Source organism: Neorhizobium alkalisoli, from assembly GCF_007829835.1.
In the GTDB taxonomy this organism is placed as follows: Bacteria; Pseudomonadota; Alphaproteobacteria; order Rhizobiales; family Rhizobiaceae; genus Neorhizobium.
In genome coordinates, this window is the sequence record NZ_VIWP01000005.1 from 56,310 (window position 1) to 82,050 (window position 25,741).

16 protein-coding genes are annotated in these 25,741 nt (G+C 61.6%); 13 read left to right on the top strand and 3 right to left on the bottom strand.

Annotation, left to right across the window (positions count from 1 at the left end; translation table 11 throughout):
• Positions 1-89: 89 nt before the first annotated feature.
• The gene (locus tag FHW37_RS19410) at positions 90-2,177 is read left to right on the top strand and encodes an ATP-dependent helicase (protein WP_145639424.1); all 2,088 of its coding nucleotides are present in this window, start codon (positions 90-92) and stop codon (positions 2,175-2,177) included.
• A 108-nt stretch (positions 2,178-2,285) separates the two neighbouring features.
• On the top strand, positions 2,286-3,128 hold the full coding sequence (locus tag FHW37_RS19415) for a DMT family transporter (RefSeq protein WP_145640138.1): 843 nt from the start codon (positions 2,286-2,288) through the stop codon (positions 3,126-3,128).
• Between the two features lie 207 nt (positions 3,129-3,335).
• On the opposite strand, the gene FHW37_RS19420 is transcribed toward FHW37_RS19415, so the two are convergent.
• From FHW37_RS19420 to FHW37_RS19430, 3 genes are all read right to left on the bottom strand, one after another.
• On the bottom strand, positions 3,336-4,067 hold the full coding sequence (locus tag FHW37_RS19420; RefSeq protein WP_348642846.1) for a DUF1003 domain-containing protein: 732 nt from the start codon (positions 4,065-4,067) through the stop codon (positions 3,336-3,338).
• Positions 4,051-5,880, bottom strand: coding sequence for an ABC transporter ATP-binding protein/permease (locus FHW37_RS19425; protein WP_145639426.1), 1,830 nt, complete (start codon positions 5,878-5,880; stop codon positions 4,051-4,053). The genes FHW37_RS19420 and FHW37_RS19425 overlap by 17 nt, the downstream gene beginning before the upstream one ends.
• 108 nt (positions 5,881-5,988) lie before the next feature.
• On the bottom strand, positions 5,989-7,212 hold the full coding sequence (locus FHW37_RS19430; protein ID WP_145639428.1) for an ROK family transcriptional regulator: 1,224 nt from the start codon (positions 7,210-7,212) through the stop codon (positions 5,989-5,991).
• Between the two features lie 311 nt (positions 7,213-7,523).
• Between FHW37_RS19430 and FHW37_RS19435 the strand changes: the two genes are divergently transcribed.
• From FHW37_RS19435 to glgB, 11 genes are all read left to right on the top strand, one after another.
• Positions 7,524-8,549: a sugar ABC transporter substrate-binding protein gene (locus FHW37_RS19435; RefSeq protein ID WP_145639430.1), complete on the top strand. Its 1,026-nt coding sequence runs from the start codon at positions 7,524-7,526 to the stop codon at positions 8,547-8,549.
• 241 nt (positions 8,550-8,790) lie between these two features.
• The gene (locus tag FHW37_RS19445) at positions 8,791-9,870 is read left to right on the top strand and encodes an ABC transporter permease (protein WP_145639434.1); all 1,080 of its coding nucleotides are present in this window, start codon (positions 8,791-8,793) and stop codon (positions 9,868-9,870) included.
• Positions 9,846-10,661, top strand: coding sequence for an ATP-binding cassette domain-containing protein (locus FHW37_RS19450; protein ID WP_145639435.1), 816 nt, complete (start codon positions 9,846-9,848; stop codon positions 10,659-10,661). Before FHW37_RS19445 ends, FHW37_RS19450 begins: the two co-directional genes overlap by 25 nt.
• A 214-nt stretch (positions 10,662-10,875) precedes the next feature.
• Complete coding sequence (locus FHW37_RS19455; RefSeq protein WP_145639437.1) at positions 10,876-11,328, top strand: cupin domain-containing protein; 453 nt, start codon at positions 10,876-10,878, stop codon at positions 11,326-11,328.
• A 259-nt stretch (positions 11,329-11,587) separates the two neighbouring features.
• The gene (locus tag FHW37_RS19460) at positions 11,588-14,932 is read left to right on the top strand and encodes a DUF2126 domain-containing protein (RefSeq protein ID WP_145639439.1); all 3,345 of its coding nucleotides are present in this window, start codon (positions 11,588-11,590) and stop codon (positions 14,930-14,932) included.
• Positions 14,933-14,940: 8 nt separating this feature from the next.
• Positions 14,941-17,358 (top strand): circularly permuted type 2 ATP-grasp protein, encoded by a 2,418-nt coding sequence (locus tag FHW37_RS19465; RefSeq protein WP_145639441.1) that lies wholly within the window; start codon positions 14,941-14,943, stop codon positions 17,356-17,358.
• A gap of 18 nt (positions 17,359-17,376) precedes the next feature.
• Positions 17,377-18,255 (top strand): transglutaminase family protein, encoded by an 879-nt coding sequence (locus FHW37_RS19470; RefSeq protein ID WP_145639443.1) that lies wholly within the window; start codon positions 17,377-17,379, stop codon positions 18,253-18,255.
• A 272-nt stretch (positions 18,256-18,527) separates the two neighbouring features.
• Positions 18,528-19,487, top strand: coding sequence for a TadE/TadG family type IV pilus assembly protein (locus FHW37_RS19475; protein WP_145639445.1), 960 nt, complete (start codon positions 18,528-18,530; stop codon positions 19,485-19,487).
• Between the two features lie 157 nt (positions 19,488-19,644).
• The gene (locus tag FHW37_RS19480; protein ID WP_145639447.1) at positions 19,645-20,826 is read left to right on the top strand and encodes a vWA domain-containing protein; all 1,182 of its coding nucleotides are present in this window, start codon (positions 19,645-19,647) and stop codon (positions 20,824-20,826) included.
• 230 nt (positions 20,827-21,056) lie between these two features.
• Positions 21,057-23,519 carry a glycogen/starch/alpha-glucan phosphorylase gene (locus FHW37_RS19485; protein ID WP_145639448.1) on the top strand — a complete coding sequence of 821 codons (2,463 nt, stop codon included), beginning with the start codon at positions 21,057-21,059 and terminating at the stop codon, positions 23,517-23,519.
• Positions 23,519-25,732: a 1,4-alpha-glucan branching protein GlgB gene (gene glgB / locus FHW37_RS19490; protein WP_145639449.1), complete on the top strand. Its 2,214-nt coding sequence runs from the start codon at positions 23,519-23,521 to the stop codon at positions 25,730-25,732. Before FHW37_RS19485 ends, glgB begins: the two co-directional genes overlap by 1 nt.
• Positions 25,733-25,741 lie beyond the last annotated feature (9 nt).

Genomic DNA, 25,741 nt, shown 5'->3' on the forward strand with positions numbered 1-25,741 from the left:
TCACACAGCGCACAACATCATCCACCCGTCCCTGTTCCCGAACGAATCAGTTATGGCTCATCGAACACATCGGGAACGTCGGAAAGAGAATGCAGCTCGCCTCTCAGGAAAAACCCTCCTATCTGGATAAACTGAATGATGCTCAGCGCCGCGCGGTCGAGCATGGTTCGGAGGTCGCCAATGGCGGTCCGGCCGGCCCGCTTCTCGTCATCGCCGGCGCCGGTTCCGGCAAGACGAACACGCTCGCCCATCGCGTCGCGCATCTGATCGTTTCCGGCGCCGATCCGCGCCGCATCCTGATGATGACCTTTTCCCGCCGCGCGGCCTCCGAAATGGGCCGCCGTGTTGAGCGCATCTGCAAACAGGTCATGGGTGCCAATGCCGGCATCATGACCGACGCGCTCGCCTGGGCCGGGACGTTCCACGGCATCGGTGCGCGCATCCTGCGCCTTTACGCCCACCAGATCGGCCTCGACCCGGATTTCACCATCCACGACCGGGAAGATTCCGCCGATCTGATGAACCTCATCCGCCACGAACTCGGTTTTTCCAAAATGGAAAGCCGCTTTCCGACCAAGGGCACCTGCCTTGCCATCTATTCCCGTACCGTCAATTCCGAGACCCCGCTCGATGAAGTGCTGAAAACCTGGTTCCCCTGGTGTCAGGCCTGGGGCAAGGAACTGCGCGACCTCTTCGGTGCCTATGTCGAGGCCAAGCAGGCCCAGAACGTCCTCGATTACGACGACCTCCTGCTCTACTGGGCGCAGATGATGGGCGAGCCGTCGATCGCCGACGATGTCGGCGCCCGTTTCGACCATGTCATGGTCGACGAATACCAGGACACCAACCGGCTACAATCCTCAATCCTGATGGGCATGAAACCCGGCGGAAAGGGACTGACCGTCGTCGGCGACGATGCCCAGTCGATCTACTCGTTTCGGGCTGCGACGATCCGCAACATCCTCGATTTCCCGAACACCTTCGATCCGCCCGCCAATATCGTCACGCTCGATCGAAACTATCGTTCCACCAGCACGATCCTCGCCGCCGCCAATGGCGTCATCGAGCTTGCCCGCGAGCGTTTTACCAAGAACCTGTGGACCGACCGCAAGTCGGAGGAGCGTCCGCGCCTCGTCACCGTCAAGGACGAGAACGAGCAGGCCAATTACATCGTCGAAAAGATCCTCGAAAACCGCGAAACCGGCATGACCTTGAAACAGCAGGCCGTGCTGTTTCGCGCCTCGCACCATTCCGGCCCGCTGGAAGTGGAACTGACCCGCCGCAACATCCCCTTCGTCAAATTCGGCGGCCTGAAATTTCTCGACAGCGCCCATGTGAAAGACATGCTGGCCGCCCTGCGTTTCGCCCAGAACCCGCGCGACCGCGTCGCCGGCTTCCGGCTGATGCAGCTTCTGCCCGGCATCGGCCCGCAGACCGCCGGCAAGATCCTCGACGCGATCGCAGCCGATCCGGAACCGCTCTCCGCCCTGCAGGAAATCCCCGCCCCGCCGCGTTCCGGCGCCGACTGGCCCGCCTTTGTCGAGATGCTGGGCGCGATCCGCAGGGGCGAAGGCTGGCCTGCGGAAATGGGTATTGCCCGCGAATGGTATCAGCCGCATCTCGAACGCATCCACGAGGATGCCGACACCCGCAAGGCCGACCTGTTGCAGCTCGAACAGATCGCCTCCGGCTACGCCTCTCGCGAACGGTTCTTGACCGAACTGACGCTCGATCCGCCGAATGCGACCAGCGATCAGGCCGGCGTGCCGCTGCTCGACGAGGATTACCTGATACTCTCGACCATCCATTCCGCAAAAGGCCAGGAATGGCGCTCGGTCTTCCTCTTGAACTGCATCGACGGCTGCATCCCCTCCGATCTCGGTGTCGGCTCGACCGCCGAGATCGAGGAGGAACGCCGCCTGCTCTATGTCGCCATGACTCGCGCAAAAGACCATCTGCACCTGATCACGCCGCAGCGTTTCTTCGTACATGGCCAGAATTCGCAAGGCGACCGGCATGTCTATGCCTCCCGCACCCGCTTCATCCCGGCCACGCTGCTGCAATTCTTCGAAAGCGCCGCATGGCCGGTCGTCGCGCCGATGTCGGAGGCGGAACGCCAGCACCGCCAGCAGGTGCGGATCGATGTGACCGCGAAGATGCGGGGCATGTGGCGCTAAAGGATTTGCTTAACCGCCAAAACCATTTAGACCCTTGACGCAATCATGCTGCGTCAGGAGGAGACGGACGTGGAGAATACCCAATCGACCCTGAAGGCCGCCGGCTGGATGATGACGTCGATCGCATTGCTCATGCTGATGGCCGTGTCAGGCCGCATCATCACTCAAGAGATCAATGTCTTTCAGGTCATGGAGATGCGCTCCGTGATCGCCTTTTTCATGCTTCTGCCACTGGTCTTCCGCGAGGGTGGTTTCCGGGCGATGCGCACGCCGGTCCTGCCCGGCCATATCGGCCGCAACGTCGCCCATTATGTCGGCCAGTTCGCCTGGCTGATGGGCCTGACGATGATTCCACTGGCGCAGGTCATCGCCATCGAATTCACCGCACCGATCTGGGCCGCGCTGATGGCGGCATTTTTCCTCGGCGAGCGACTGACATGGCGAAAAGGTCTGGCAATCGGCTTCGGCCTTGCCGGCGTGCTGCTGATCCTCAAACCGGGTGCCGCCCCGCTCAATCCCGGCCACCTGATCGTGCTCACCGCCGCCTTCTTCTTCGCCATTTCCTTCATCATGACGAAGTTTCTGACGCGCTCGGACAGCGCGACGAAGATCATCTTCTGGATGCTGATCATCCAGTCGATCATCGGCCTCATTCCAGCACTCAGGGTCTGGATCTGGCCGTCCGCCGGCGTCTGGCCCTGGATCTTCGTGATCGCCTTCACCGGCACATTCGCGCATTTCTGCATGGCGAAGGCCCTGTCGCATGCGGATGCTACAGTGGCGATGCCGATGGATTACCTGCGCGTGCCGCTCTCGGCCATTATCGGTTATTTCCTCTATGCCGAAGGCGTCGATGCCCTGATGGCGCTGGGCGCCGCCCTCATCCTCGCTGGCAACCTCTTCAACCTGCGCCGCCCGAATGCAGGAAAGATCCAGCAGACGCCGACGTGAAGATAACGCGATAGGCCACGGTGCGAGCCGCCCCCCTCTGGCCTACCGGCCATCTCCCCCACAGGTGGGGAGATCTGCTGGCCGCACCAACATTTCCCAGATTTCAACCGAGGAGATCGTCGAGATTAAACCGCGATTCGATCTCCCCCCTTGTGGGGGAGATGGCCGGCAGGCCAGAGGGGGGTATTACGAAGCGCGCGCTCTCCTTCACCCCTTCCGCGGATCGTCTCGCTTCTCCAACAGCTCGATCTGGATCTGCTGCAGCTCCGCCAGCCTTTCCCATTGCTTGGCCATCTGGTGGTCGATCTTTTCGTGCAGCTGGCGGATTTCGAGTTCGGCGCGCAGGTTGATCATATAGTCGTTTTCGGCCCGCAGCCGGTCTTTCTCTTCCTGTCGCTTCTGGCTCATCATGATGACGGGTGCCTGAAGAGCCGCAAGGCAGGAGAGGACGAGGTTGAGAAGGATGAAGGGATAGGGATCGAACGGAGCGGACATGATGCCGATCGCATTCACTCCCATCCAGACGATCAGAATGCCGAGGAAGGACAGGATGAAGGTCCAGGAGCCGCCGAAGGAGGCAACCTTGTCGGCAACCCTTGCGCCAAAACTCTCCTTGCTTTCCAGCGCGGCCGGCTCGCTGTCCTGAACGGTCAGCGTGCCTTTCTCGAAATCATCGAGAACCTGTTTGTCGAGGGCGGAAAGTTCGCCGCGTTCGGCCTCCAGCAGGCTTTCGACATAACGGCGGCGGTAGCGGGCAAGGTCCTCGTCGCAGATCAGGCTCTCGACATTACAGTCCTTCACCTCTTCCGCGATCATCTCGAACAGGCGCGGCCGAAGGCTTGCCACCTTGTGCAGCTTGGAAAACGGGAATGTCCGGCCGCAGACGACGCAGCGGCCTGTCTTGCCGTTGGACGGCGAGTGTTTATGCATGTCCAGCATCGTCTTTTCCGGTCTCGGTTTTGCTGTTGGTTTTCGTTTCGGCATCCGCATCCGGCTGCAAGGGCGCCAGATGATAGACCTTCGGCGAGAATGTCTTGGAGAATTCCTCGGAGCGGCCGATATAGATCAGCGTCGACTCCTTAAGCCCAGCCAGCACGCCGATCAGCCTTTCGCGCACTTCAGGCTCCAGTCCTTCCAGCACGTCGTCCATGATCAGCCAGTCCGGCTTGCGCAAGACGGCATTGGCGACCTGCAGCGCGGCTTCCTCGTCCTTGTCGAGCAGCCGGTCCCAGCGCTCCACCTCGTCGAGGCGCGTGGCCAGCCGGTGCAGGCCGACCTCTTCCAGCGCCGCAGCCAGTGCCGCGTCGGAAAGGTCCGGAGCATCGGTCGCTGCCGCAGCCGGATAGGTCATCACTTCCCTGAGCGTCGCGGTCGGCAGATAGCCCTCCTGCGGCATGATGATCATCCGATCGGCCACCGGCAGGCCGATCTCGCCGCGCCCCCAGGGCCAGATCCGCGCAACCGCCTGGAAGAACAGGTGGCGACCCGGCCCCGGATCGCCGTTGATCATCACCCGGTCACCCGGCGCGATGGCACAGCCGTCTTCGGCAAGCTTGATGCCATGGCCCTGTTCGCCCTTCTCCGGTTCGCCGTAGATGGCGAGCCCTGCGAAGGAGAGCCCCTGCTCGGCAGCATTTTCTCTGTAGCTGATCAGCGTGCCTTCAGCGGCCGGATTGTCCATGGCAAGCAGGGCATTGCGGAAGAAGGTGACGCGGGCAAGTGTTGCCCGCCAGTCGGCGATGACGCTGAAATTGGCGACGTACCAGCGCAAGGCCTGATTGACCTGGTTGAAGGCGCCGACCGCCATCATCAGGCCACCAAAAGTCAGTTCGCCGGAAAAATACATCGGCGAGGCGATGATGATCGGCGCCACCAGCGCCAGCCAGCCGAAACCGGAGGAAACCCAGGTGAGATTGGTCAGTGCCCAGGCCAGTTTCCGCAGCATTTCCAAAACGCCGCCAATCGCGCCCTGCACGCGCACCAGCTCGTTCGGCTCGCCGCGGGCAAGCGTGATCGGCTTCAGGTTTTCGTTGGTACGTACAAGGGCTGCACGCAGATCCGCCTCGCGGGCATAACGGTCGGCATTCAGCCGCGCCAGCCGGCCACCAACAATGTTGCTGAGCACTGAACCGAGGACGGCATAAAGGATCGTCGCCCAGACCATGTAACCGGGAATGTAGATGAGCTTTCCGGCAATCGGCAGCGCGAAATCGGAAGAGATCGACCAGAGGACTCCAATGAAACTGGCGAGCAGGATGGTCGAATTGACGAGGCCGATCGCCAGCGCCGTGGTGTTTTCGGCAAGGATGCGGGTATCCTCGTGCAGCCGCTGGTCCGGATTGTCGGCAATCGCGCCGGCGCTGCCGAGTTTCAGCGCTCTGCCCGGCTTCAACCAGACATCGGCCAGATCGCGCGCCAGCCCTTCGCGCATGCGCATCGCAGTAATCTGGTTCAGCCAGGTCTGCACCACGTTCAACAGCGTCAGCGAAAAGGCGATGACCGCGAAGACGACCAGCTGGCGCATGAATTCCGGCATGTCGCGCCGTTCCAGCGCGTCATAGAACGGCCCGTTCCACTCGTTCAGCCGGTAAGCGGCATAGGTCGTGGCAAAAATGACGGCGAGCAGCGCGACAGTGAGAACCAGAACGCGATTGCGCACCGACGATGCCCAGAAGGCTGCCATCATCATCCGAAGCTGGCCGCCGAACGAAAGCTCGTAGGTCTCCGGCGTCCCCTCGGAAGTCTGCGACATCGGATGCTGGCTCCTCGACCACAACATTTCGCGCTGCGCCGCACACTTAGGCCCGTTCATCACGAAAGGGAAGCCGCGCGTCGGGCAAGAGTATGGCGAAGAACCCCTTCAGACTTCCTTGAAGAGCACACTCGGATCGGTGAGATATTTGGCGAAGATCGGCAGGCTGGCGCCGCCGATGGCGCGGGCCTGGCTGCCGACCTTGCCCTCGATGATATCGGGCGTGATGACGCCCTGCAGGTCGAGCCGCCGCACGGCCTCAATGGTTCGCTCAACGATACGCTTGCGGACCCACGGCGGAAATCCGCCATCGATCACCGCCGCGCCGAAATCGATGATCGAGGCGGCGGCAACGATCGCCTGCGCCAGGGCATCCGCGGTATCATCGACCCAGCGCGTCATCGGCTCGCCGAAATCGACCCAGTCATCGGCCGAATACCAGAGCGGCTGCGGATCGATACCCGCATCGAGCAGCAGGTTTTCGAAGACGAAGATCGAGGCCACTTCCAGAAGCTGCCGGGTCTGCCCGTCTCTGCCCCTGACCGGCAGCGGCGCGACGGCGCCGGCCGTGCCCGTCCGGCCGGAAAAGATCGCCGAGTTCAGGACGATACCGCCACCGATAAAGGAGCCGATATAGAAATAGACGAAGTCCGGGTAGGATGGCCCGACGCCGAAGACGAGCTCCGCACCGCAGGCACTCGTGGCGTCGTTCTGCAGATAGGTCGCGTGGCGAATTCTCGCGGAAATCTCGGCATGCAGGTCAAAATCGCGCCAAGCCTCCATCGCATCGGCTGGTGCCCCCACCTCCTCCGCCCAGTTCCAGAGTTCGAACGGCGCGGCAATGCCGACACCGGCGATCCTTCCCCGCTCCGCCTCGCTCAGCTGCGCTTCAAGCCTCTCGATGCCTGACGTGATGATTTGCAGGATCTTGTCCGGCAGCGGATAGGCATAGGTGACGTGATATTGCAGCCGGATCTGGCCGACGAAATCCATCAGCACCAGATCGGCGCTGCGCCGGCCGATCTTGACGCCGAAGGAATAGACCGCATCCGGATTGAGCCGCATCGGCACCGAAGGCTGGCCGACCTTTCCGCGGATTGGTTCGCCGCGCAAAAGCAGCCCGTCCTTTTCCAGCGAACGCATGATAACCGAGACCGTCTGCGCCGAAAGCCCGCTGCGGCGGGTGATATCGGCCTTCGACATGGCGCCATGCAACCTGACGAGCGAAAGCACCAGCCGCTCGTTATAAGCTCTGACACGCACCTGGTTCGAACCACCGGTGAAATTGCCAAGCGGCGCATGGCCCTGCGCCATGCCGTCCGACGCCGACATCGCCCTTCTCCCATCATCCGCTCCGGCACTGGCCGCCGGGGGCAAGATCTCTATATCGATCCTCATGCGCGTCGCCATCCTCCAACAGCGGCCGCCAGAAAATCGCTCCTCCACAAGCGGCCAGACTATGCCACTGGGGATAAATAAATCAATCGGAATTAATTATTGACAGCCGCATTTAACTCGGTCTTAATTTAGGCTGTGAGGGCACAGGCTGGCTTTGGAGGAGGCACCTGTCGAATTCGATGGCACCGGTGCCCCGTCCATCGGTCCGCTAGAGCGGACGGCAAGATCTCTCGGGAGGAGATATCATGAAGAAGACCATGCTTTCGGGCGCTTTCGCGGCGCTCGCTCTCGGTGTCGTGTTCGCGGCGCCCGCCCATGCAGCCGGCACCTCGGCCTGCCTTATCACCAAGACCGACACCAATCCCTTCTTCGTCAAGATGAAGGAAGGCGCGACCGCCAAGGCCAAGGAACTCGGCGTGACGCTGAAATCCTATGCCGGCAAGATCGACGGCGACAGTGAAAGCCAGGTGGCCGCCATCGAGACCTGCATTGCAGACGGCGCCAAGGGCATCCTGATCACCGCTTCCGACACAAAGGGCATCGTGCCGAACCTGAAAAAGGCCCGCGACGCCGGCCTGCTGGTCATCGCGCTCGACACGCCGCTGGAGCCGATCACTGCCGCCGACATGACATTCGCCACCGACAACCTTCTCGCCGGCAAGCTGATCGGCCAGTGGGCCAAGGAAACGCTGGGCGACAAGGCGAAGGACGCCAAGGTAGCCTTCCTCGACCTCACCCCGTCGCAGCCTTCCGTTGACGTGTTGCGCGACCAGGGTTTCATGATGGGCTTTGGCATCGACCCGAAGGATCCGAACAAGATCGGTGACGAAAGCGACAAGCGCATCGTCGGCCATGACATCACCAACGGCAATGAAGAAGGCGGCCGTACCGCGATGGAAAACCTTCTCCAGAAGGATCCGACCATCAACGTCGTTCACACGATCAACGAACCGGCTGCCGCCGGCGCTTATGAAGCGCTGAAGGCCGTCGGCCGCGAAAAGGACACGCTGATCGTTTCGATCGACGGCGGTTGCCCGGGCGTGAAGAACGTCAAGGACGGCGTGATCGGCGCCACCTCGCAGCAATATCCGCTGCAGATGGCATCGCTCGGCATCGAGGCGATCAAGAAATTCGCCGATACCGGTGAAAAGCCGAAGGCAACGGCCGGCAAGGACTTCTTCGATACGGGCGTGATCCTCGTCACCGACAAGCCGGTCCCCGGTATCAAGTCGATCGACACGAAGGAAGCGCTCGGCAAGTGCTGGGGCTGATAAAGCACTGATCGACAAGGGCCTTATGCCGGCTGTGCGGCCTCGCCCCTCACCCTAACCCTCTCCCCGCTCGCGGGGAGAGGGGACGTGCCCCGATCAAGTGCCGAGTGTGCGGCATATCCCTTCTCCCCGCATGCGGGGAGAAGGTGCCGGCAGGCGGATGAGGGGCAGACCACACGCAGCCAAACGACAGGCGGGCAAAAACCGCCGCCGCGCTTCCGGAAAACGGGGAGGAGCATCCATGAGCGAGCCAACCGCGGCATCGCCGCATCACGAATACGAAAAGGTGATCAAGGACAGCGCCACCGAGGTCGCTTCCTTCACCGGCAATGACAAGACGGCCGTACAGCGGCTGCAGAATTTTCTGCATACCAGCCCTTCGGCGGTGTCGCTGATCGTGCTGGTGGCGGCCTTGCTGGTCTTCGGCATCCTGCTCGGCGGAAAGTTCTTCTCCGCCTTCTCGCTGACGCTGATCCTGCAACAGGTGGCGATCACCGGCATTGTCGGCGCCGCGCAGACACTGATCATCATGACCGCCGGCATCGATCTCTCGGTCGGCGCCATCATGGTCCTGTCATCGGTCGTCATGGGCCAATTCACCTTCCGCTATGGCCTGCCGGTAGAACTCTCCATTCTCTGCGGTTTTGCCTGCGGCGCGCTTTGCGGCTTCATCAATGGCGTGCTCGTGGCACGCATGAAACTGCCGCCCTTCATCGTCACGCTCGGTATGTGGCAGATCGTTCTCGCCTCGAACTTTCTCTATTCCGCCAACGAGACGATCCGCGCCCAGGAAATCGAAACGACGGCACCGCTTCTGCAATTCTTCGGCAATACGTTCCGCATCGGCGGCGCAGTCTTCACCTATGGCGTCATCACCATGGTCCTGCTCGTCGCCGTGCTCTGGTACGTGCTGAACCACACCGCCTGGGGCCGCCATCTCTATGCAGTCGGAGACGATCCCGATGCGGCAGAACTTTCCGGCGTCAACGTCAAGCGCATGCTGATCTCCGTCTACATGCTTTCCGGCGTCATATGCGCGCTGGCCGGCTGGGCGCTGATCGGCCGTATCGGCTCGGTATCGCCGACCGCCGGCCAGTTCGCCAATATCGAATCGATCACTGCAGTGGTGATCGGCGGCATTTCGCTCTTCGGCGGCCGCGGCTCCATCCTCGGCATGATGTTCGGCGCCTTGATCGTCGGCGTCTTCTCGCTGGGCCTCCGACTTCTCGGGACCGACGTGCAATGGACCTATCTCCTGATCGGCGTGCTTATCATCGTCGCCGTCGCAGTGGATCAATGGATCAGAAAGGCAGCAGGCTGATGGCTCGCGACATGACTTCTCAACCCATTCTTTCGGCCAAAGGTCTGGTCAAGCGTTACGGCCGGGTCACCGCCCTCAACAATGCCGATTTCGACCTCTATCCCGGCGAAATCCTCGCTGTAATCGGCGACAACGGCGCGGGCAAATCCTCGCTGATCAAGGCGATTTCCGGCGCCATCCGGCCGGACGAGGGCGAGATCCGCATGGAAGGCGAGGTCGTGCATTTCGCCTCCCCCAACGAGGCCCGCAAGGCAGGCATCGAGACCGTCTACCAGAACCTCGCGCTCTCGCCGGCGCTGTCGATCGCCGACAACATGTTTTTGGGCCGTGAAATCCGCAAGCCGGGTTTTATGGGCAATGTCTTGCGAAAGCTGGACCACGGCGCGATGGAAAAATTCGCCCGTGAAAAGCTTTCCGAACTCGGCCTGATGACGATCCAGAACATCAACCAGGCGGTGGAGACGCTTTCGGGCGGCCAGCGCCAGGGCGTCGCCGTCGCCCGCGCCGCCGCCTTCGGCTCGAAGGTCATCATCCTCGATGAACCGACTGCAGCACTCGGCGTCAAGGAAAGCCGCAAGGTGCTGGAACTCATCCTCGACGTCCGCTCCCGCGGCATTCCGATCGTGCTGATTTCCCACAACATGCCGCATGTCTTCGAGGTCGCCGACCGGATCCACATCCACAGGCTTGGCCGGCGGCTGACGGTGATCGATCCGAAGCAGTATACGATGTCGGATGCGGTGGCGTTTATGACCGGGGCGAAAGTGCCGGAGGAAGCGGTGGCGGCTTAGCGCTACTGCGCCGGGTCTTGCGCCCCTCACCCTAACCCTCTCCCCGTTTTGACGGGGAGAGGGGACGTGCCCTGATTAGGCGTCAAGGGTGCGGCACCTTCTCCCCGCATGCGGGGAGAAGGGTCCGAAGGACGCAGCCGGATGAGGGGCCGAGACGCGCACCGACCGAAAATTTCGGCTACCCTCCCCTCGCACATGCGACTGGAGGAACCCCATGCCCAAGCTCGACCTCTCCAAAATCCCGAAAATCAAAGGCGCCGGCTACCCCGCCCCTTTCGACGCTCCATGCGCAGACCGCATCCGCCAGCGTCTCGGCGATGCCGGCGGTCTTACCGATTTCGGCATCAACCTCATGCACCTGCCACCCGGCAACTGGTCGAGCCAGCGCCACTGGCACAGCCACGAGGACGAATTCGTCTACATTCTTCAAGGCGAAGTCGTGCTGGTGGAGGACGAAGGCGAAACCCTGCTCAGGGCCGGCGATTGCGCCGCTTTCCCGAAAAATACCGGCAACGGCCACCACATGATCAACCGCTCGACCACAGTCGCCGTCTATATCGAGATCGGCTCGCGCCAACACGAGGATATGACGACCTGTTCGGATATCGACATGAAGAGCGCCAATGCCGATGGCCGCTTCGTGCACAAGGACGGTTCATCCTATTAACGCCGGATTCTTCGTCGTTTTTGGCAGTCATCCGACGGTGATTTGCCTTACCCGTCCATAACCGCGTGATCCGCCTTGCATTCTTTCCGTGCATTGCACAAACTCGCGGCAACAGACGAACCGGCCCGATCTAAAGAGGCTGGCCAGAGGGTAACTTAAAGGCCGCCCCGGAGATCCCGGCGGACGGCGCAAACGGCAGCCTTTGACGGCCAGACGGACCGTCAAAGGGATAGGCCAAGGGGAAAGCCAAAGGGAAAGTATGTCGATCAAGGCGAGTATCTACCACCTCACCCACTACACCTACGACAACCCCGTCCGTCTCGGACCCCAGATCATCCGCCTAAAACCCGCCGCCCATTCGCGCACCAAGGTTTTGAGCCATTCGCTCAAGGTCACGCCCGAAAACCATTTCGTGAACCTGCAGCAGGATCCTTACGGCAATTATCTCGCCCGCTTCGTATTTCCCGAGCCGGTCACCGAGTTCAAGATCGAGGTCGATCTCGTTGCCGATATGACGGTCTACAATCCCTTCGACTTTTTCGTCGAGGAGGAGGCGACCAAATGGCCGTTCCAATACCCGGCGGAACTGGTCCAGGACCTGTCGATCTACATGACGCCCGAGCCGCCTGAGCCGGCCCTCGTCGAGTATCTGAAGACATTCGACATGTCGCCCGGCCAGCGGACCGTCGATATGATCGTCGGCATCAATGCCCGCCTTCAGCAGGCGATCGGTTATGTCATCCGCATGGAGCCCGGCGTACAGACGCCGGAACAGACGCTGACCTCCGCCATGGGCTCCTGCCGTGACACGAGCTGGCTGCTGGTGCAGATCCTGCGCCACCTCGGCCTCGCCGCCCGTTTCGTCTCCGGTTACCTGATCCAGCTGACGCCCGACCTGAAGGCGCTCGACGGCCCTTCCGGCACCGAGGTCGATTTCACCGACCTGCATGCCTGGTGCGAAGTCTATCTTCCCGGTGCCGGCTGGGTCGGCCTAGACCCGACTTCCGGCTTGCTGACCGGCGAAAGCCATATTCCGCTCGCCGCCACCCCGCATTACAGAAATGCCGCCCCGATCTCCGGCGGCTATTTCGGCGAGGCGAACACCTCTTTCGACTTCGCCATGAACGTCACCCGCGTCGCCGAACACCCGCGCATCACCAAACCGTTTTCCGACGAAAGCTGGGAGGCGCTGAACGATCTCGGCGAGCAGGTGGACCGTGTCCTCGCCGCCCAGGACGTGCGCCTCACCATGGGCGGCGAACCGACCTTCGTGTCGATCGACGATTTCGAATCCGATGAATGGAATACCGGCGCCGTCGGCCCGACCAAGCGCGACAAGGCCGATATCCTGATCCGCAAGCTGCGCGAAAAATTCGCGCCCGGCGGCTTTCTGCATTACGGCCAGGGCAAGTGGTATCCCGGCGAAAGCCTGCCGCGCTGGACCTTTTCGCTCTATTGGCGGAAAGACGGCAAGCCGATCTGGAACAACCCGGATCTCGTCGCCGAAGAAGGCCGCAATTACGGCGTCGGCGAAGACGATTCGCAAAAGCTGTTGGCGGCCCTTGCCGGCGAACTTGGCATCGGCGCCGACATGGTCGTGCCGGCCTATGAAGACCCGGCCGAATGGATCATCAAGGAAGGCTCGCTGCCCGACAATGTCGATCCGTCGAATTCCAAGCTGAAAGACCCGGAAGAGCGCAATCGCATCGCCCGCGTTTTCGAACGCGGCCTGACGCGCCCGACTGGCTATATCCTTCCGGTCCAGGCCTGGAACGCGCAGGCCGGCGGACACCGCTGGATCAGCGAAAAATGGAGCACCCGCCGCGGCCGCATCTTTCTCGTGCCCGGCGACAGCCCCGTCGGTTACCGCCTGCCACTCGGCACGCTGCCTTATATCTCGCCCTCGCAATTCCCCTATATCCACGAGGCGGATCCTTCGATCCCGCGCAAGCCCCTGCCGGAAAAGATCGTGCCTGCGGGTCACGGGACATCGGAAGGCCGGGCTATGCCCGAATCCTCCTTCAAGGCTGGTGAGGCCGCCAATCCCGGCCGCATCGAGCAGGCGATCGGCGAAATCGGCGGCGCGGTGCGCACCGCAATCTCCGTCGAGCCGCGCGATGGCCGCCTTTGTGTCTTCATGCCGCCGGTCGAGCGGATCGAGGATTATCTCGAACTGATCGCCGCTGCAGAAAACGCCGCAACGGCGCTCGGCCTGCCCGTCCATATCGAAGGTTATGCGCCGCCACATGACGAGCGCATCAACGTCATCCGCGTCGCGCCCGATCCCGGCGTCATCGAGGTCAACATCCATCCGGCCTCGAGCTGGAAGGAGACGGTCGACATCACCACGGCGATCTATGAGGAGGCCCGCCAGAGCCGCCTCGGCGCCGACAAGTTCATGATCGACGGCCGCCATACCGGCACCGGCGGCGGCAACCATGTCGTGGTCGGTGGCGCCAATCCGAACGACAGCCCCTTCCTGCGCCGCCCGGATCTGCTCAAAAGCATCGTCCTGCACTGGCAGCGCCACCCGTCGCTTTCCTACCTCTTCTCCGGCCTGTTCATCGGCCCGACCAGCCAGGCGCCGCGCATCGACGAGGCTCGCCATGATTCGCTTTACGAGCTAGAAATAGCCCTGTCGCAGGTGCCGGCACCCGGACAAGGCCCGGCACCGCTGCCATGGCTCGTCGACCGCCTCTTCCGCAATCTCTTGACCGACGTCACCGGCAATACCCACCGCTCGGAAATCTGCATCGACAAGCTGTTTTCGCCGGACGGCCCGACAGGCCGGCTTGGCCTTGTCGAATTCCGCGGTTTCGAAATGCCGCCGAATGCCCGCATGTCGCTCGCCCAGCAGCTTCTCGTTCGCGCACTTCTCGCCCGTTTCTGGAAGAACCCGGTCCAGGGGAAATTCGTGCGCTGGGGCACGGCGCTCGCCGACCGTTTCATGCTGCCGCAATACATCTGGGCGGATTTCATGGACGTGCTGCAGGACCTGCGCGAAAACGGTTTCGACCTGCGCCCGGAATGGTTCGAGGCACAGCTGGAGTTTCGCTTCCCCTTCTTCGGCGAGGTCGAATATCAGGGCTCGAAGCTGGAACTTCGCCAGGCACTCGAACCCTGGCATGTCATGGGTGAACAGGGCGCGATCGGCGGCACGGTGCGCTATGTCGACTCGTCGGTCGAACGTCTGCAGGTCCGGCTCGAAACCAGCAATCCGTCGCGTTACACCGTCGCCTGCAACGGCCGCGCAGTCCCCTTGAAGGAAACCGGAACCTCCGGCGTCTCGGTTGCCGGCGTGCGTTTCAAGGCCTGGCAGCCGGCCTCCGGCCTGCACCCGGTTCTGCCGGTTAATTCGCCGCTTACATTCGATATCTATGATACATGGTCCGGCCGTTCGATCGGTGGGTGTATCTACCATGTTGCTCATCCGGGCGGACGCAATTATGAGACCTTCCCGGTCAACGGCAACGAGGCGGAAGCACGCCGGCTTGCGCGGTTCGAACCATGGGGTCATACGGCGGGCGGTTATGCGCTCATGCCGGAAACACCATCACCGGAATTTCCGCTGACGCTCGATCTGCGTCGGCCGCTAGGAGTTTGAAACGAGCCATGTCCAAAGGGCCGGCCACAGAGCGTGTTTTAACCGAGGAGATCGCGACCGATCCGATCCTCGGCTATAGAGCTTTGCCCGGCGTTGCCGACGAGATGCTCGATGCCAATGGTGAGATCAAGCCGGTCTGGGCCAATCTCATCGCGCACCTCAGCCGTCTTTCGGAAGCCGAGCTGCACGAGCGTTTTGCCCGCGCCGACCGTTATCTGCGCGATGCCGGCGTTTTCTATCGCACCTATGGCGCCACCGGCGGCGGCAGCGGTGAACGCAGCTGGCCGATCAGCCATGTGCCGGTTCTGATCGACGAGCGGGAATGGGAGACCATTTCCAAGGGGCTGATGCAGCGCGCCGACCTTCTGGAAGCGCTGATCTCCGATATCTATGGCGAGAACAGGCTGGTGCAGGAAGGCATTCTTCCGCCGCAGCTGATCGCCAACAATCCGGAATTCCTGCGCCCGCTGGTCGGCATCAAGCCGGTTGGTGGCCATTACCTGCATTTCTGTTCCTTCGAAGTCGGCCGCGGCCCGGACGGAAACTGGTGGGTTCTGGCGGATCGCACCCAGGCGCCGTCGGGCGCCGGCTTCGCGCTGGAAAACCGCGTCGCCACCACCCGCGCCTTTTCCGACATCTATGCCGAAAGCCACGTCCATCGCCTCGCCTCCTTCTTCGGCGCCTTCCGCGACGCGCTGCAGAGCCACAAGCAATATCCGGACGACCGCATCGCGGTTCTTTCTCCCGGCCCGGCCAACGAAACCTATTTCGAACACGCCTATATCGCCCGTTATCTCGGCTTCATGCTGCTCGAAGGCGAGGACCTGACCGTCGTCAACAACCGGGTCATGGTCCGCACCGCTGCCGGCCTGAAACCCGTCGGCGTCCTCTGGCGTCGTCTGGACGCCTCCTATGCCGATCCGCTGGAGCTGAACCAGAACTCCCATATCGGCACGCCCGGCATGGTGCAGGCGCTGCGCTCCGGCTCGCTGACGCTGGTCAATGCGCTCGGCTCCGGCATTCTCGAAACCCGCGCGCTCCTTGCCTTCATGCCGACCGTCTGCCGTCGCCTCACCGGCGAAGACCCGATCATGCCGTCGATCGCCACCTGGTGGTGCGGCCAGAAGGCCGAGCGCGAACATGTTGCCGGCAATATCGAACGCATGGTGATCGGCCCCGCCTATTCCGGCCTGCCCTTCTTCGACGATAACGGCCAGTCCGTGCTCGGCTCGTCGCTGCGCCAGACGGCGCGCGATACGATCGGCGAATGGCTGTCGACCGAAGGCACCAAGCTGGTCGGCCAGGAAGTCGTCACCCTTTCGACGACACCCGCCTATGTCGACGGAAAACTCGTCCCGCGGCCGATGTCGCTGCGCGTCTTTGCCGCCCGCACCGCAAACGGCTGGCAGATCATGCCGGGTGGTTTTGCGCGCATCGGCTCCGGCGACGACGTGTCGGCGATCGCCATGCAGGCCGGCGGCACGGCTGCGGACGTGTGGATCGTCTCCGACAAGCCGGTCGCCAAGCCGACGCTGCTGCCGCCCGAGGAAAGTTTTACCCGCAACATGCCGGGCTCGCTGCCGAGCCGGGCCGCCGACAATCTCTATTGGCTCGGCCGTTACATCGAGCGCGCCGAAGGGGCCTTGCGCATCCTGCGCGCCTGGCATCTGCGTTTTGCCGAATCCGCCGATCCGAACGCACCGCTTCTCGCCGATGTCGCCCGCTATCTAAAGTCCATCGACATGGACATGGAAAAGGCCGTACCCGCGCCGCTGCTGCAAAACATCAACAGCGCCATCTATTCGGCCAGCAATATCCGCGACCGGTTCTCGCCGGACGGCTGGCTGGCGCTGACCGACCTTGCCAAGACCACAAAACGTTTCCACGAAGCCGCCCAGCCGGGTGACGACGCCGCCCATGCGATGACGATCCTGCTGCGCAAGCTCGCAGGCTTCGCCGGTCTCGTGCACGAAAACATGTACCGGTTTACCGGCTGGCGTTTCCTCTCGATCGGCCGTTATCTGGAACGCGGCCTGCACATGACCCGCCTTCTCGGCCATATGTCCGGCCCGGATGCGCCGGACGGTTCGCTCGACATGCTGCTGGAAATCGGCGATAGCGTCATGACCCATCGCCGCCGCTACAATGTCAACACCGCGCGCCTAACCGTCTCGGACCTGCTGGCGCTCGATCCTCTCAACCCCCGCTCGATCCTCTTTCAGCTGAACGAGATCCGCACCGAGGTCGAGCAATTGCCAAATGCCTTCGTCAACGGCCAGATGTCGCCTTTCTACCGTGAAGCGATGCGCCTGCATTCAGGCCTTGCCGTGATGACGCCAGAAGGCATGAACACGGAGACATACCGCAAGCTGGAACAGGAATTCGAACGGCTGTCCGATATACTCGGCCAGACCTATTTCAGCTAGGCCAGAGGGAGGAGACCGATGCTTTACGACCTCTCCCTGCATATGGGCTATGTCTACGACGTCGCCGCTTCCGGCGCCCGTCACCTGATCCGCGTCCTGCCGCTCTCCGTGCCGGAAAGACAGCGGCTCATCGCCGGCTCGGTCACCGTCACGCCGGGCGCCGACGAGCGCACCACCTTCATCGACTTTTTCGGCCAGCAGGCGACCGCCGTCCTCATCCGCGCCCCGCATGAGCGGCTCGATATCCGCATGCAGGCGCGCGTGATGGTCGAAACGCCATCGCTGACGGCCGATCTCTCGCCACCACTCGACGAATTGAAGGATGAGCTTGCCGGCCTCTGGTCTGTGGACGCCGCCTCCCCGCATCACCTGAGCGGCCCGAGCCCGCGCCTTCCCGACGATCCGCAGATCGCCGCTTATGCCCGCGAGGCGGTCAAGCCCGGCCAGACCGTGCGCGAGATCGCCACCGTCCTCTGCAGCCGCATCCACAAGGACTTCACCTACGATCCGAAGGCAACGACGGTCGACACGACACCGCGCGAGGCCTTTCGGCTGAAGCGCGGCGTCTGCCAGGATTTTTCGCATATCATGATCGTCGCCCTGCGCAGCCTCGGCATTCCGGCAGGCTACGTCTCCGGCTTCCTGCGCACCCTACCCCCGCCCGGCAAGGAAAGGCTGGAAGGCGCCGATGCCATGCATGCCTGGGTCAGGGTCTGGTGCGGCGAGGCAAGCGGTTATGTCGAGCTCGACCCGACCAACAACATGCCGGCCGGCACCGACCATATCGTCGTCGCCTATGGCCGCGACTATGCCGACATCGCCCCTGTCATTGGCACGCTCAAAGGATATGGCAACCAGAAGACCGTGCAGGCCGTCGACGTCGTGCCCGTCAAGTAACCGCCCACCGGATCAGAACGGCCCGATGGCGAGATCTTGAAACATGGCCGCGCGGGCCGCTCCCATAACGTGACAATCGTCAAGATTAGGTAGATTCCACAGGCCCTTTTGGGGCAACAAGTGCGAATATTCGTAAACTTTCAAAAGCTTGTTTAGGACTTTCTCAATTCCCGCCTTCTAAAAATTCGCTGAACCATTCGAATGACTTGGATGGCGGTGGGTGAAGGGTAGCGCGTCTACCGCCCCCTGAAAAACACGAGTCGGGATCAGCTATGACCATCTTGCAGCGTCTCAGAGACACAGCTTCGCGTCTTGTCGCAAATCGGGACGGCAATTTCGCGCTGATGACGGCACTTCTCAGCATTCCGCTCGTCTACGCGGCCGGCAGTGCCATCGATTTTTCGACCGCCTACGGCCAGAAGACCGGCATGCAGGACATTGCCGATGCCGCAGCCCTTGCCGGCGGCCGGGTCTATGACGGCACCAACAGTGCAGCCGCGATCACCGCCGCGCAGAATTTCCTGAAGGGATACAAGGACAAGCTGCCTGACGGCGCCACCTATCAGGTGACGATGAGCGACCAGAACGTCAACGTCACGGTCAGCGCCAAGTCGGTCAACAGCTTCATGCAGGTGGCCGGCATCACGACACTCGATGTCGGCGTCGCCTCGCAATCGATCGCGCCGCTCAAGCCGAAGACGATCGACTTCACGCCGACCCAGGCGCAAGGCTGGTATTACAAGAAGGTCTCGATCATGGTCGTGAGGCCCAATACCACCAATGAGGAAGTGGTCGGCACGGTCATCTATCAGCCGCTGACCCATAACAATGGCGGTCAGGGCACGATGACGGTATCGCCGACCGGCACCATCAATCTCGGCAAATATTCAAAGCTCGTTCTGCAGATGGAAATCAAGAACGATGGCTGCGCCGTCGGTTACAAGGCGACAATCACCGGTTCTGCGGTTACCTGCGACAAGAATGGCAACGCCGCCTATTCCAAATACGATCTCACCCTGCGCACCGACAATCCGGATACGAGCTATTATCTCTTCGTCGATGGCACCCAGCTTGCCAAGGGCGTCACCAGCCCGCTCGACGGCATTCTCGTCTGCGGCAAGACATCCAGCCACGCCTGGGAAGACGGCGGCGGCTGGGATCGCCAGGACTTCTTCTACACGGTGAAGACGACCTGCGCGCCGGACGGCGAGTTCGTGCGGCTGACGCAATAGTCAAACTCGGCTCACTTTTCAGAAGATTTTGAGCCGACCTGCCACTCAATCAGACACATCGATAAATTTTTAGCGGATGTTTTAGGCCTTCCTCTACCCCCCGGCATTAAGAGGAACGCAGGCACCAAATGATTTGGACAGCCAGGGGGTCAAGTCCATGACAAAGCATCATCTGCGTCGGTTCCTCGAGGACCGCGCCGGAAATTTCGGTCTGATGACGGCAATTCTGTTGCCGGTACTGGTCGGTGCCGCAGGCGTGGCGCTGGATCTAACCAATGCCATGCAGATGAAGAATACGATGCAGGGCCTCGCCGATTCGGCGGCGCTGTCTGCCGCTTCGTCGATGGCCGACAAGGGGCTGACGTCATCGCAGGCGCAGGAGCAGGCGAAGTCGATCCTCGCCGCCCAGATCAGCAATTATACCAATCCTGCGGACGCCCAGGCCGCGGCCGAGACAGCCAAGTCCGTCAAGGACAATACCGATGTGAGCGTCGCGACGACCGGTACCGCCACGTCCGGCCAGACCTTTGATGTCACCATCAATTCCGTCTACAAGATGCCGCTCAACGGCCTGAGCTCGATCATGGGCTTCAAGACGCTGAACGTCGCCGTCGCCGGCACCGCACGCAGCAGCACCCAGGCACAGAATGCGCTTTCCATGTATCTCGTCCTCGACCGTTCTGGCTCGATGGGTGAGAACACGGACACTGTCGACTCTACGAACCCGAGCACGTGCACGGAAACGAAGAACGGCAAATGCACCAAGACGAAGACCAATTACATCATCAAGATCGACGCCCTGAAGATCGCTGTCGGCAGCCTGCTCGACACGATCAAGACGGCCGATCCGGATACGAAATACGCACGTCTCGGCGCCGTGTCCTATAACAACGTCATGCAGTCACCCGAAAAACTGGGCTGGGGCACATCCAAGGTCTCGGACTATGTTGACGACCTGACTTCGGGCGGCACGACCAACTCGGGCGAAGCAATGACCTTGGCCTATACGTCGCTGAACGATGCCGCGGAGACGACCGCCCACAAGAACAAGAACGGCCAGACCAAGCCGAGCAAGTTCATCATCTTCATGACGGACGGCGAAAACAACATTTCCGGCGCCGATGCCAAGACCAAGACGGCTTGCGCCAATGCCAAGACGGCCGGCATCGAGGTCTATTCGGTCGCCTTCATGGCGCCGTCTGCGGGCCGCAGCCTCCTGAACACCTGTGCCACCGACGCGAGCCACTATTACGACGCAAGCGATGCGGTCGAACTCGTGGCAGCCTTCAAGTCGATCGGCGAGAAGGCATCCCAGATTGGCACACGCCTCACCAACTGACCAGGTTCAGCGTTAAATGAACACACGCCCTGCCCTTGCGGTGGGGCGTTTTGCTTTGTGCCCGTAGCAACCCGCAGGCGATTTCGAGAGAAGACACATTTTCTTCGCATCTGCGAAGATAATTCCGTCGTTGCAACACTGTCATAACGGTGCGTAAACTGTCTCGCTACATCTTGCCGTATGACTGAATCGGACGCACCTTCTCCCTCGCTCCACCAGAAAGTTGGCACATGGATAAACCTTCTTCGACGGTCGAAATTCCCTACCCGGCTCCCCGCAGCTCCCGCCCGGAAATCATGGCGGAGGAGATCATCGAGCGCCTGACCTACCGCATCGGCAAGGATGCGAAAGTCGCCAAGCCGCACGACTGGTTGACCGCCACGATCCTCGTCGTGCGCGACCGAATCATCGACCGCTGGATGGAGAGCACCCGCAAGGCCTACAAGACGGGTGCGAAGCGCGTTTATTACCTATCGCTCGAATTCCTGATCGGCCGCCTGATGCGCGATGCCGTCAGCAATCTCGGCCTGATGTCCGAAATCCGCGATGCCCTGATCTCGCTCGGCGTCGATATCGACGTCATCGCCGGCCTCGAGCCGGATGCGGCGCTCGGCAATGGCGGTCTCGGCCGCCTCGCCGCCTGCTTCATGGAATCGATGGCGACGGTCGATATCCCGGCCTATGGCTACGGCATCCGCTACGTCCACGGCCTCTTCCGCCAGCAGATGGCGGATGGCTGGCAGGTGGAACTGCCGGAAACCTGGCTTGCCCACGGCAACCCCTGGGAATTCGAACGCCGCGAAAGCTCCTACGAGATCGGCTACGGCGGCGCCGTCGAAACCGTCGGCGGTTACGAAGACACCCCGCGTTACGTCTGGAAGCCGGCCGAACGTGTCATCGCCATGGCCTATGACACGCCGATCGTCGGCTGGCGCGGCAACCGCGTCAACACGCTGCGCCTCTGGTCGGCCCAGCCGATCGACCCGATCCTGCTCGACGCCTTCAACGCCGGCGACCATATCGGCGCTCTGCGCGAGAGCAACAAGGCCGAAGCCCTGACCCGCGTCCTCTACCCGGCCGATGCCAACCCGGCCGGCCAGGAACTGCGCCTGCGCCAGGAATTCTTCTTCTCCTCGGCCTCTCTGCAGGACATCCTGCGCCGCCACCTGCAGCAGTACCCGGATTTCACCAATCTGCATGAGAAGGTGTCGATCCAGCTGAACGACACCCATCCGGCGATCTCGATCACCGAAATGATGCGTCTTCTGGTCGATATCCACGGCATGGATTTCCAGCAGGCCTGGGAAATCACCCGCGAGACCTTCTCCTATACCAACCACACGCTTCTGCCCGAGGCGCTGGAAAGCTGGCCGGTGCCGCTGTTCGAGCGGCTTCTGCCGCGCCACATGCAGCTCGTCTATGCGATCAACGCCTTGATCCTCGTCGAAGCCCGCAAGCAGAAGAGCTTCTCCGATACCCAGATCCGCTCGATCTCTCTGATCGACGAAGGTGGCGAACGCCGCGTGCGCATGGGCAATCTTGCCTTTGTCGGCTCGCATTCGGTCAACGGCGTTTCGGCCCTGCATACCGACCTGATGAAGGTCACGGTCTTCTCCGATCTGCACAAGCTTTATCCGACCCGCATCAACAACAAGACCAACGGCATCACGCCGCGTCGCTGGCTGATGCAGTGCAATCCGGGCCTGACCTCGCTGATCCGCGACGCGATCGGCGACAAGTTCCTGGATGATACGCAGGCGCTGACGGAACTGGAAAAGTTTGCCGACGACAATGCCTTCCGTGAAAAATTCGCGGAGGTGAAGCGCGCCAACAAGATCCAGCTCGCCAATCTCGTCGGAAGCCGCATGGGCATCCGACTCGATCCTTCGGCCCTGTTCGATATCCAGATCAAGCGCATCCATGAATACAAGCGCCAGCTCCTGAACATCGTCGAGGCCGTCGCCCTCTACGACCAGATCCGTTCGCATCCCGAACTCGACTGGGTGCCTCGCGTAAAACTGTTCGCGGGCAAGGCGGCGCCGAGCTATCACAACGCCAAGCTGATCATCAAGCTCGCCAATGATGTCGCCCGCGTCATCAATAACGACCCGTCCGTCCGTGGCCTGCTGAAGGTCGTGTTCGTGCCGAACTACAATGTCTCGCTCGCCGAAATCATGGTTCCGGCGGCCGACCTGTCGGAACAGATCTCGACCGCCGGCATGGAAGCATCCGGCACCGGCAACATGAAGTTCGGCCTCAACGGCGCGCTGACCATCGGCACGCTCGACGGCGCCAATGTCGAGATGAAGGAACATGTCGGCGACGACAATATCGTCATCTTCGGCATGACCGCAGACGAGGTGCAGAAGGTCCGCGACGAAGGTCACAATCCGCGCGCCGTCATCGAAAAATCGCCGGAACTGGCGCAGGCGCTCAACGCCATCGCGTCGGGCGTCTTCTCGCCGGACGACCGGTCGCGCTTCTCGGCCCTGATCGACGGCATCTACAGCCATGACTGGTTCATGGTCGCCGCCGATTTCGATGCCTATGCTGCCGCACAGCGCACCGTTGACCAAATCTGGACGGACCCTAAGTCTTGGTATTCCAAGACTATTCTCAACACCGCCCGTATGGGATGGTTCTCCTCCGACAGAACTATTCGTCAATACGCCTCGGAAATCTGGAGAGCCTGATGAAGAAATCGCCGCGTGCGCTCCATGACGATAGAGCTCCTGGAGAAATACCGTCATCCGAGATCGAGGCGATCCTGCAGGGCAATCACACCAACCCGTTCGCCGTTCTCGGGCTGCATAAGCTCGGGGACGGTTTTCGGGCCCGGTGCTTCATTCCCGGCGCCGAAGCGGTCACCGTTCTTGCGCTGAACGGAACCGAACTCGGAGAACTGACCCGCCGCCACGAGGCGGGTTATTTCGAGGGTCTCGTCACTGCCACACAGCTGCAGCCGATCCGTTACCGCGCCCGCCGCGGCGACGACGAATGGGCTGTGACCGATCCTTACTCCTTCGGTCCGGTCCTCGGCCCGATGGACGACTATCTCGTCCGCGAAGGTTCGCACCTGCGCCTGTTCGACAAGATGGGCGCCCATCCGCTGAAACATGAAGGCGTCGAAGGCTTTCACTTCGCCGTCTGGGCGCCGAATGCCGCGCGTGTCTCCGTCGTCGGCGATTTCAACAACTGGGACGGCCGCCGCCATATCATGCGGCTGCGCCGCGACACCGGTATCTGGGAAATCTTTGCACCCGACGTGCAGCCCTATTCCGCCTACAAGTTCGAGATCATCGGCGCCGAAGGCAAGATGCTGCCGCTGAAGGCGGACCCCTATGCGCGCCGCGCCGAGATGCGGCCGAAGACGGCCTCGGTCACGGCCCCTGAACTCGTGCAGAAATGGGATGACGCCGCCCACCAGGAATTCTGGGCCAAGGCCGACCATCGCCGCCAGCCGATCTCGATCTACGAGGTCCATGCCGGCTCCTGGCGCAAAAAGCCGGACGGCTCTTTCCTGTCCTGGGACGAGCTTGCCTCCGAACTCATTCCCTATTGCGTCGACATGGGCTTCACCCATATCGAATTCCTGCCCGTCACCGAACACCCCTATGACCCGTCCTGGGGTTACCAGACGACCGGCCTGTTTGCCCCGACCGCCCGTTTCGGCGAACCGGAAGGTTTTGCCCGTTTCGTCAACGGCTGCCACAAGGTCGGACTCGGCGTCATTTTGGACTGGGTGCCGGCGCATTTCCCGACCGACGCCCATGGCCTTCGCAATTTCGATGGCACGGCGCTTTACGAACATGCCGATCCGCGTCAGGGCTTTCACCCGGACTGGAACACCGCGATCTACAATTTCGGCCGCGTCGAGGTCCTGTCTTATCTGATCAACAACGCCCTCTACTGGGCGGAAAAATTCCACCTCGACGGCCTGCGCGTCGATGCCGTCGCCTCCATGCTCTATCTCGATTACTCCCGCAAAGACGGCGAGTGGATCCCGAACGAATATGGCGGCCGCGAAAACCTCGAATCCGTCCGCTTCCTGCAGAAGATGAACTCGCTCTCCTATTCCGCCCATCCTGGCATGATGACGATCGCGGAAGAAAGCACGTCCTGGCCGAAGGTCTCGCACCCGGTGCATGAAGGCGGGCTCGGTTTCGGCTTCAAATGGAACATGGGTTTCATGCACGACACGCTAAGTTATCTCGCGCGTGAGCCCGTGCACCGCAAGCATCACCACAATGAACTGACCTTCGGCCTGATTTACGCCTATTCGGAAAACTTCGTCCTGCCGCTGTCTCATGACGAGGTCGTGCACGGCAAGGGCTCGCTGATTGCCAAGATGGCCGGCGACGACTGGCAGAAATTCGCCAACCTGCGCGCCTTCTACGGCTTCATGTGGGGTTATCCGGGCAAAAAACTGCTCTTCATGGGCCAGGAATTTGCCCAATGGAGCGAATGGAGCGAGGCCCGCTCGCTGGATTGGAATCTGCTCGCCTACAGCCCGCATGAGGGCATGCGCCGCCTCGTGCGTGATCTCAACTTCTGCTATCGTTCGAAGCCTGCGCTACACGCGCGCGATTGCGAAGGAGAAGGCTTTACATGGTTGATCGCCGACGATGCCGATAACTCGGTTTATGCCTGGCTGCGCATGGCGCCGGGCGAAAAGCCGGTGGCCGTGATCAGCAATTTTACGCCCGTCTATCGGGAAAACTACCGCATCCCCTTGCCAAAGGAGGGGAGATGGCGGGAAATCCTCAATACTGACGCAGAAATTTACGGCGGCAGCGGCAAGGGCAATGGCGGACGCGTGCAGGCAGTCAATGCGGGAGGAAGCATTGCCGCCGAGATCACATTGCCGCCGCTCGCGACGATCATGTTGGAACTGGAACAGAACTGAGTAATAGGG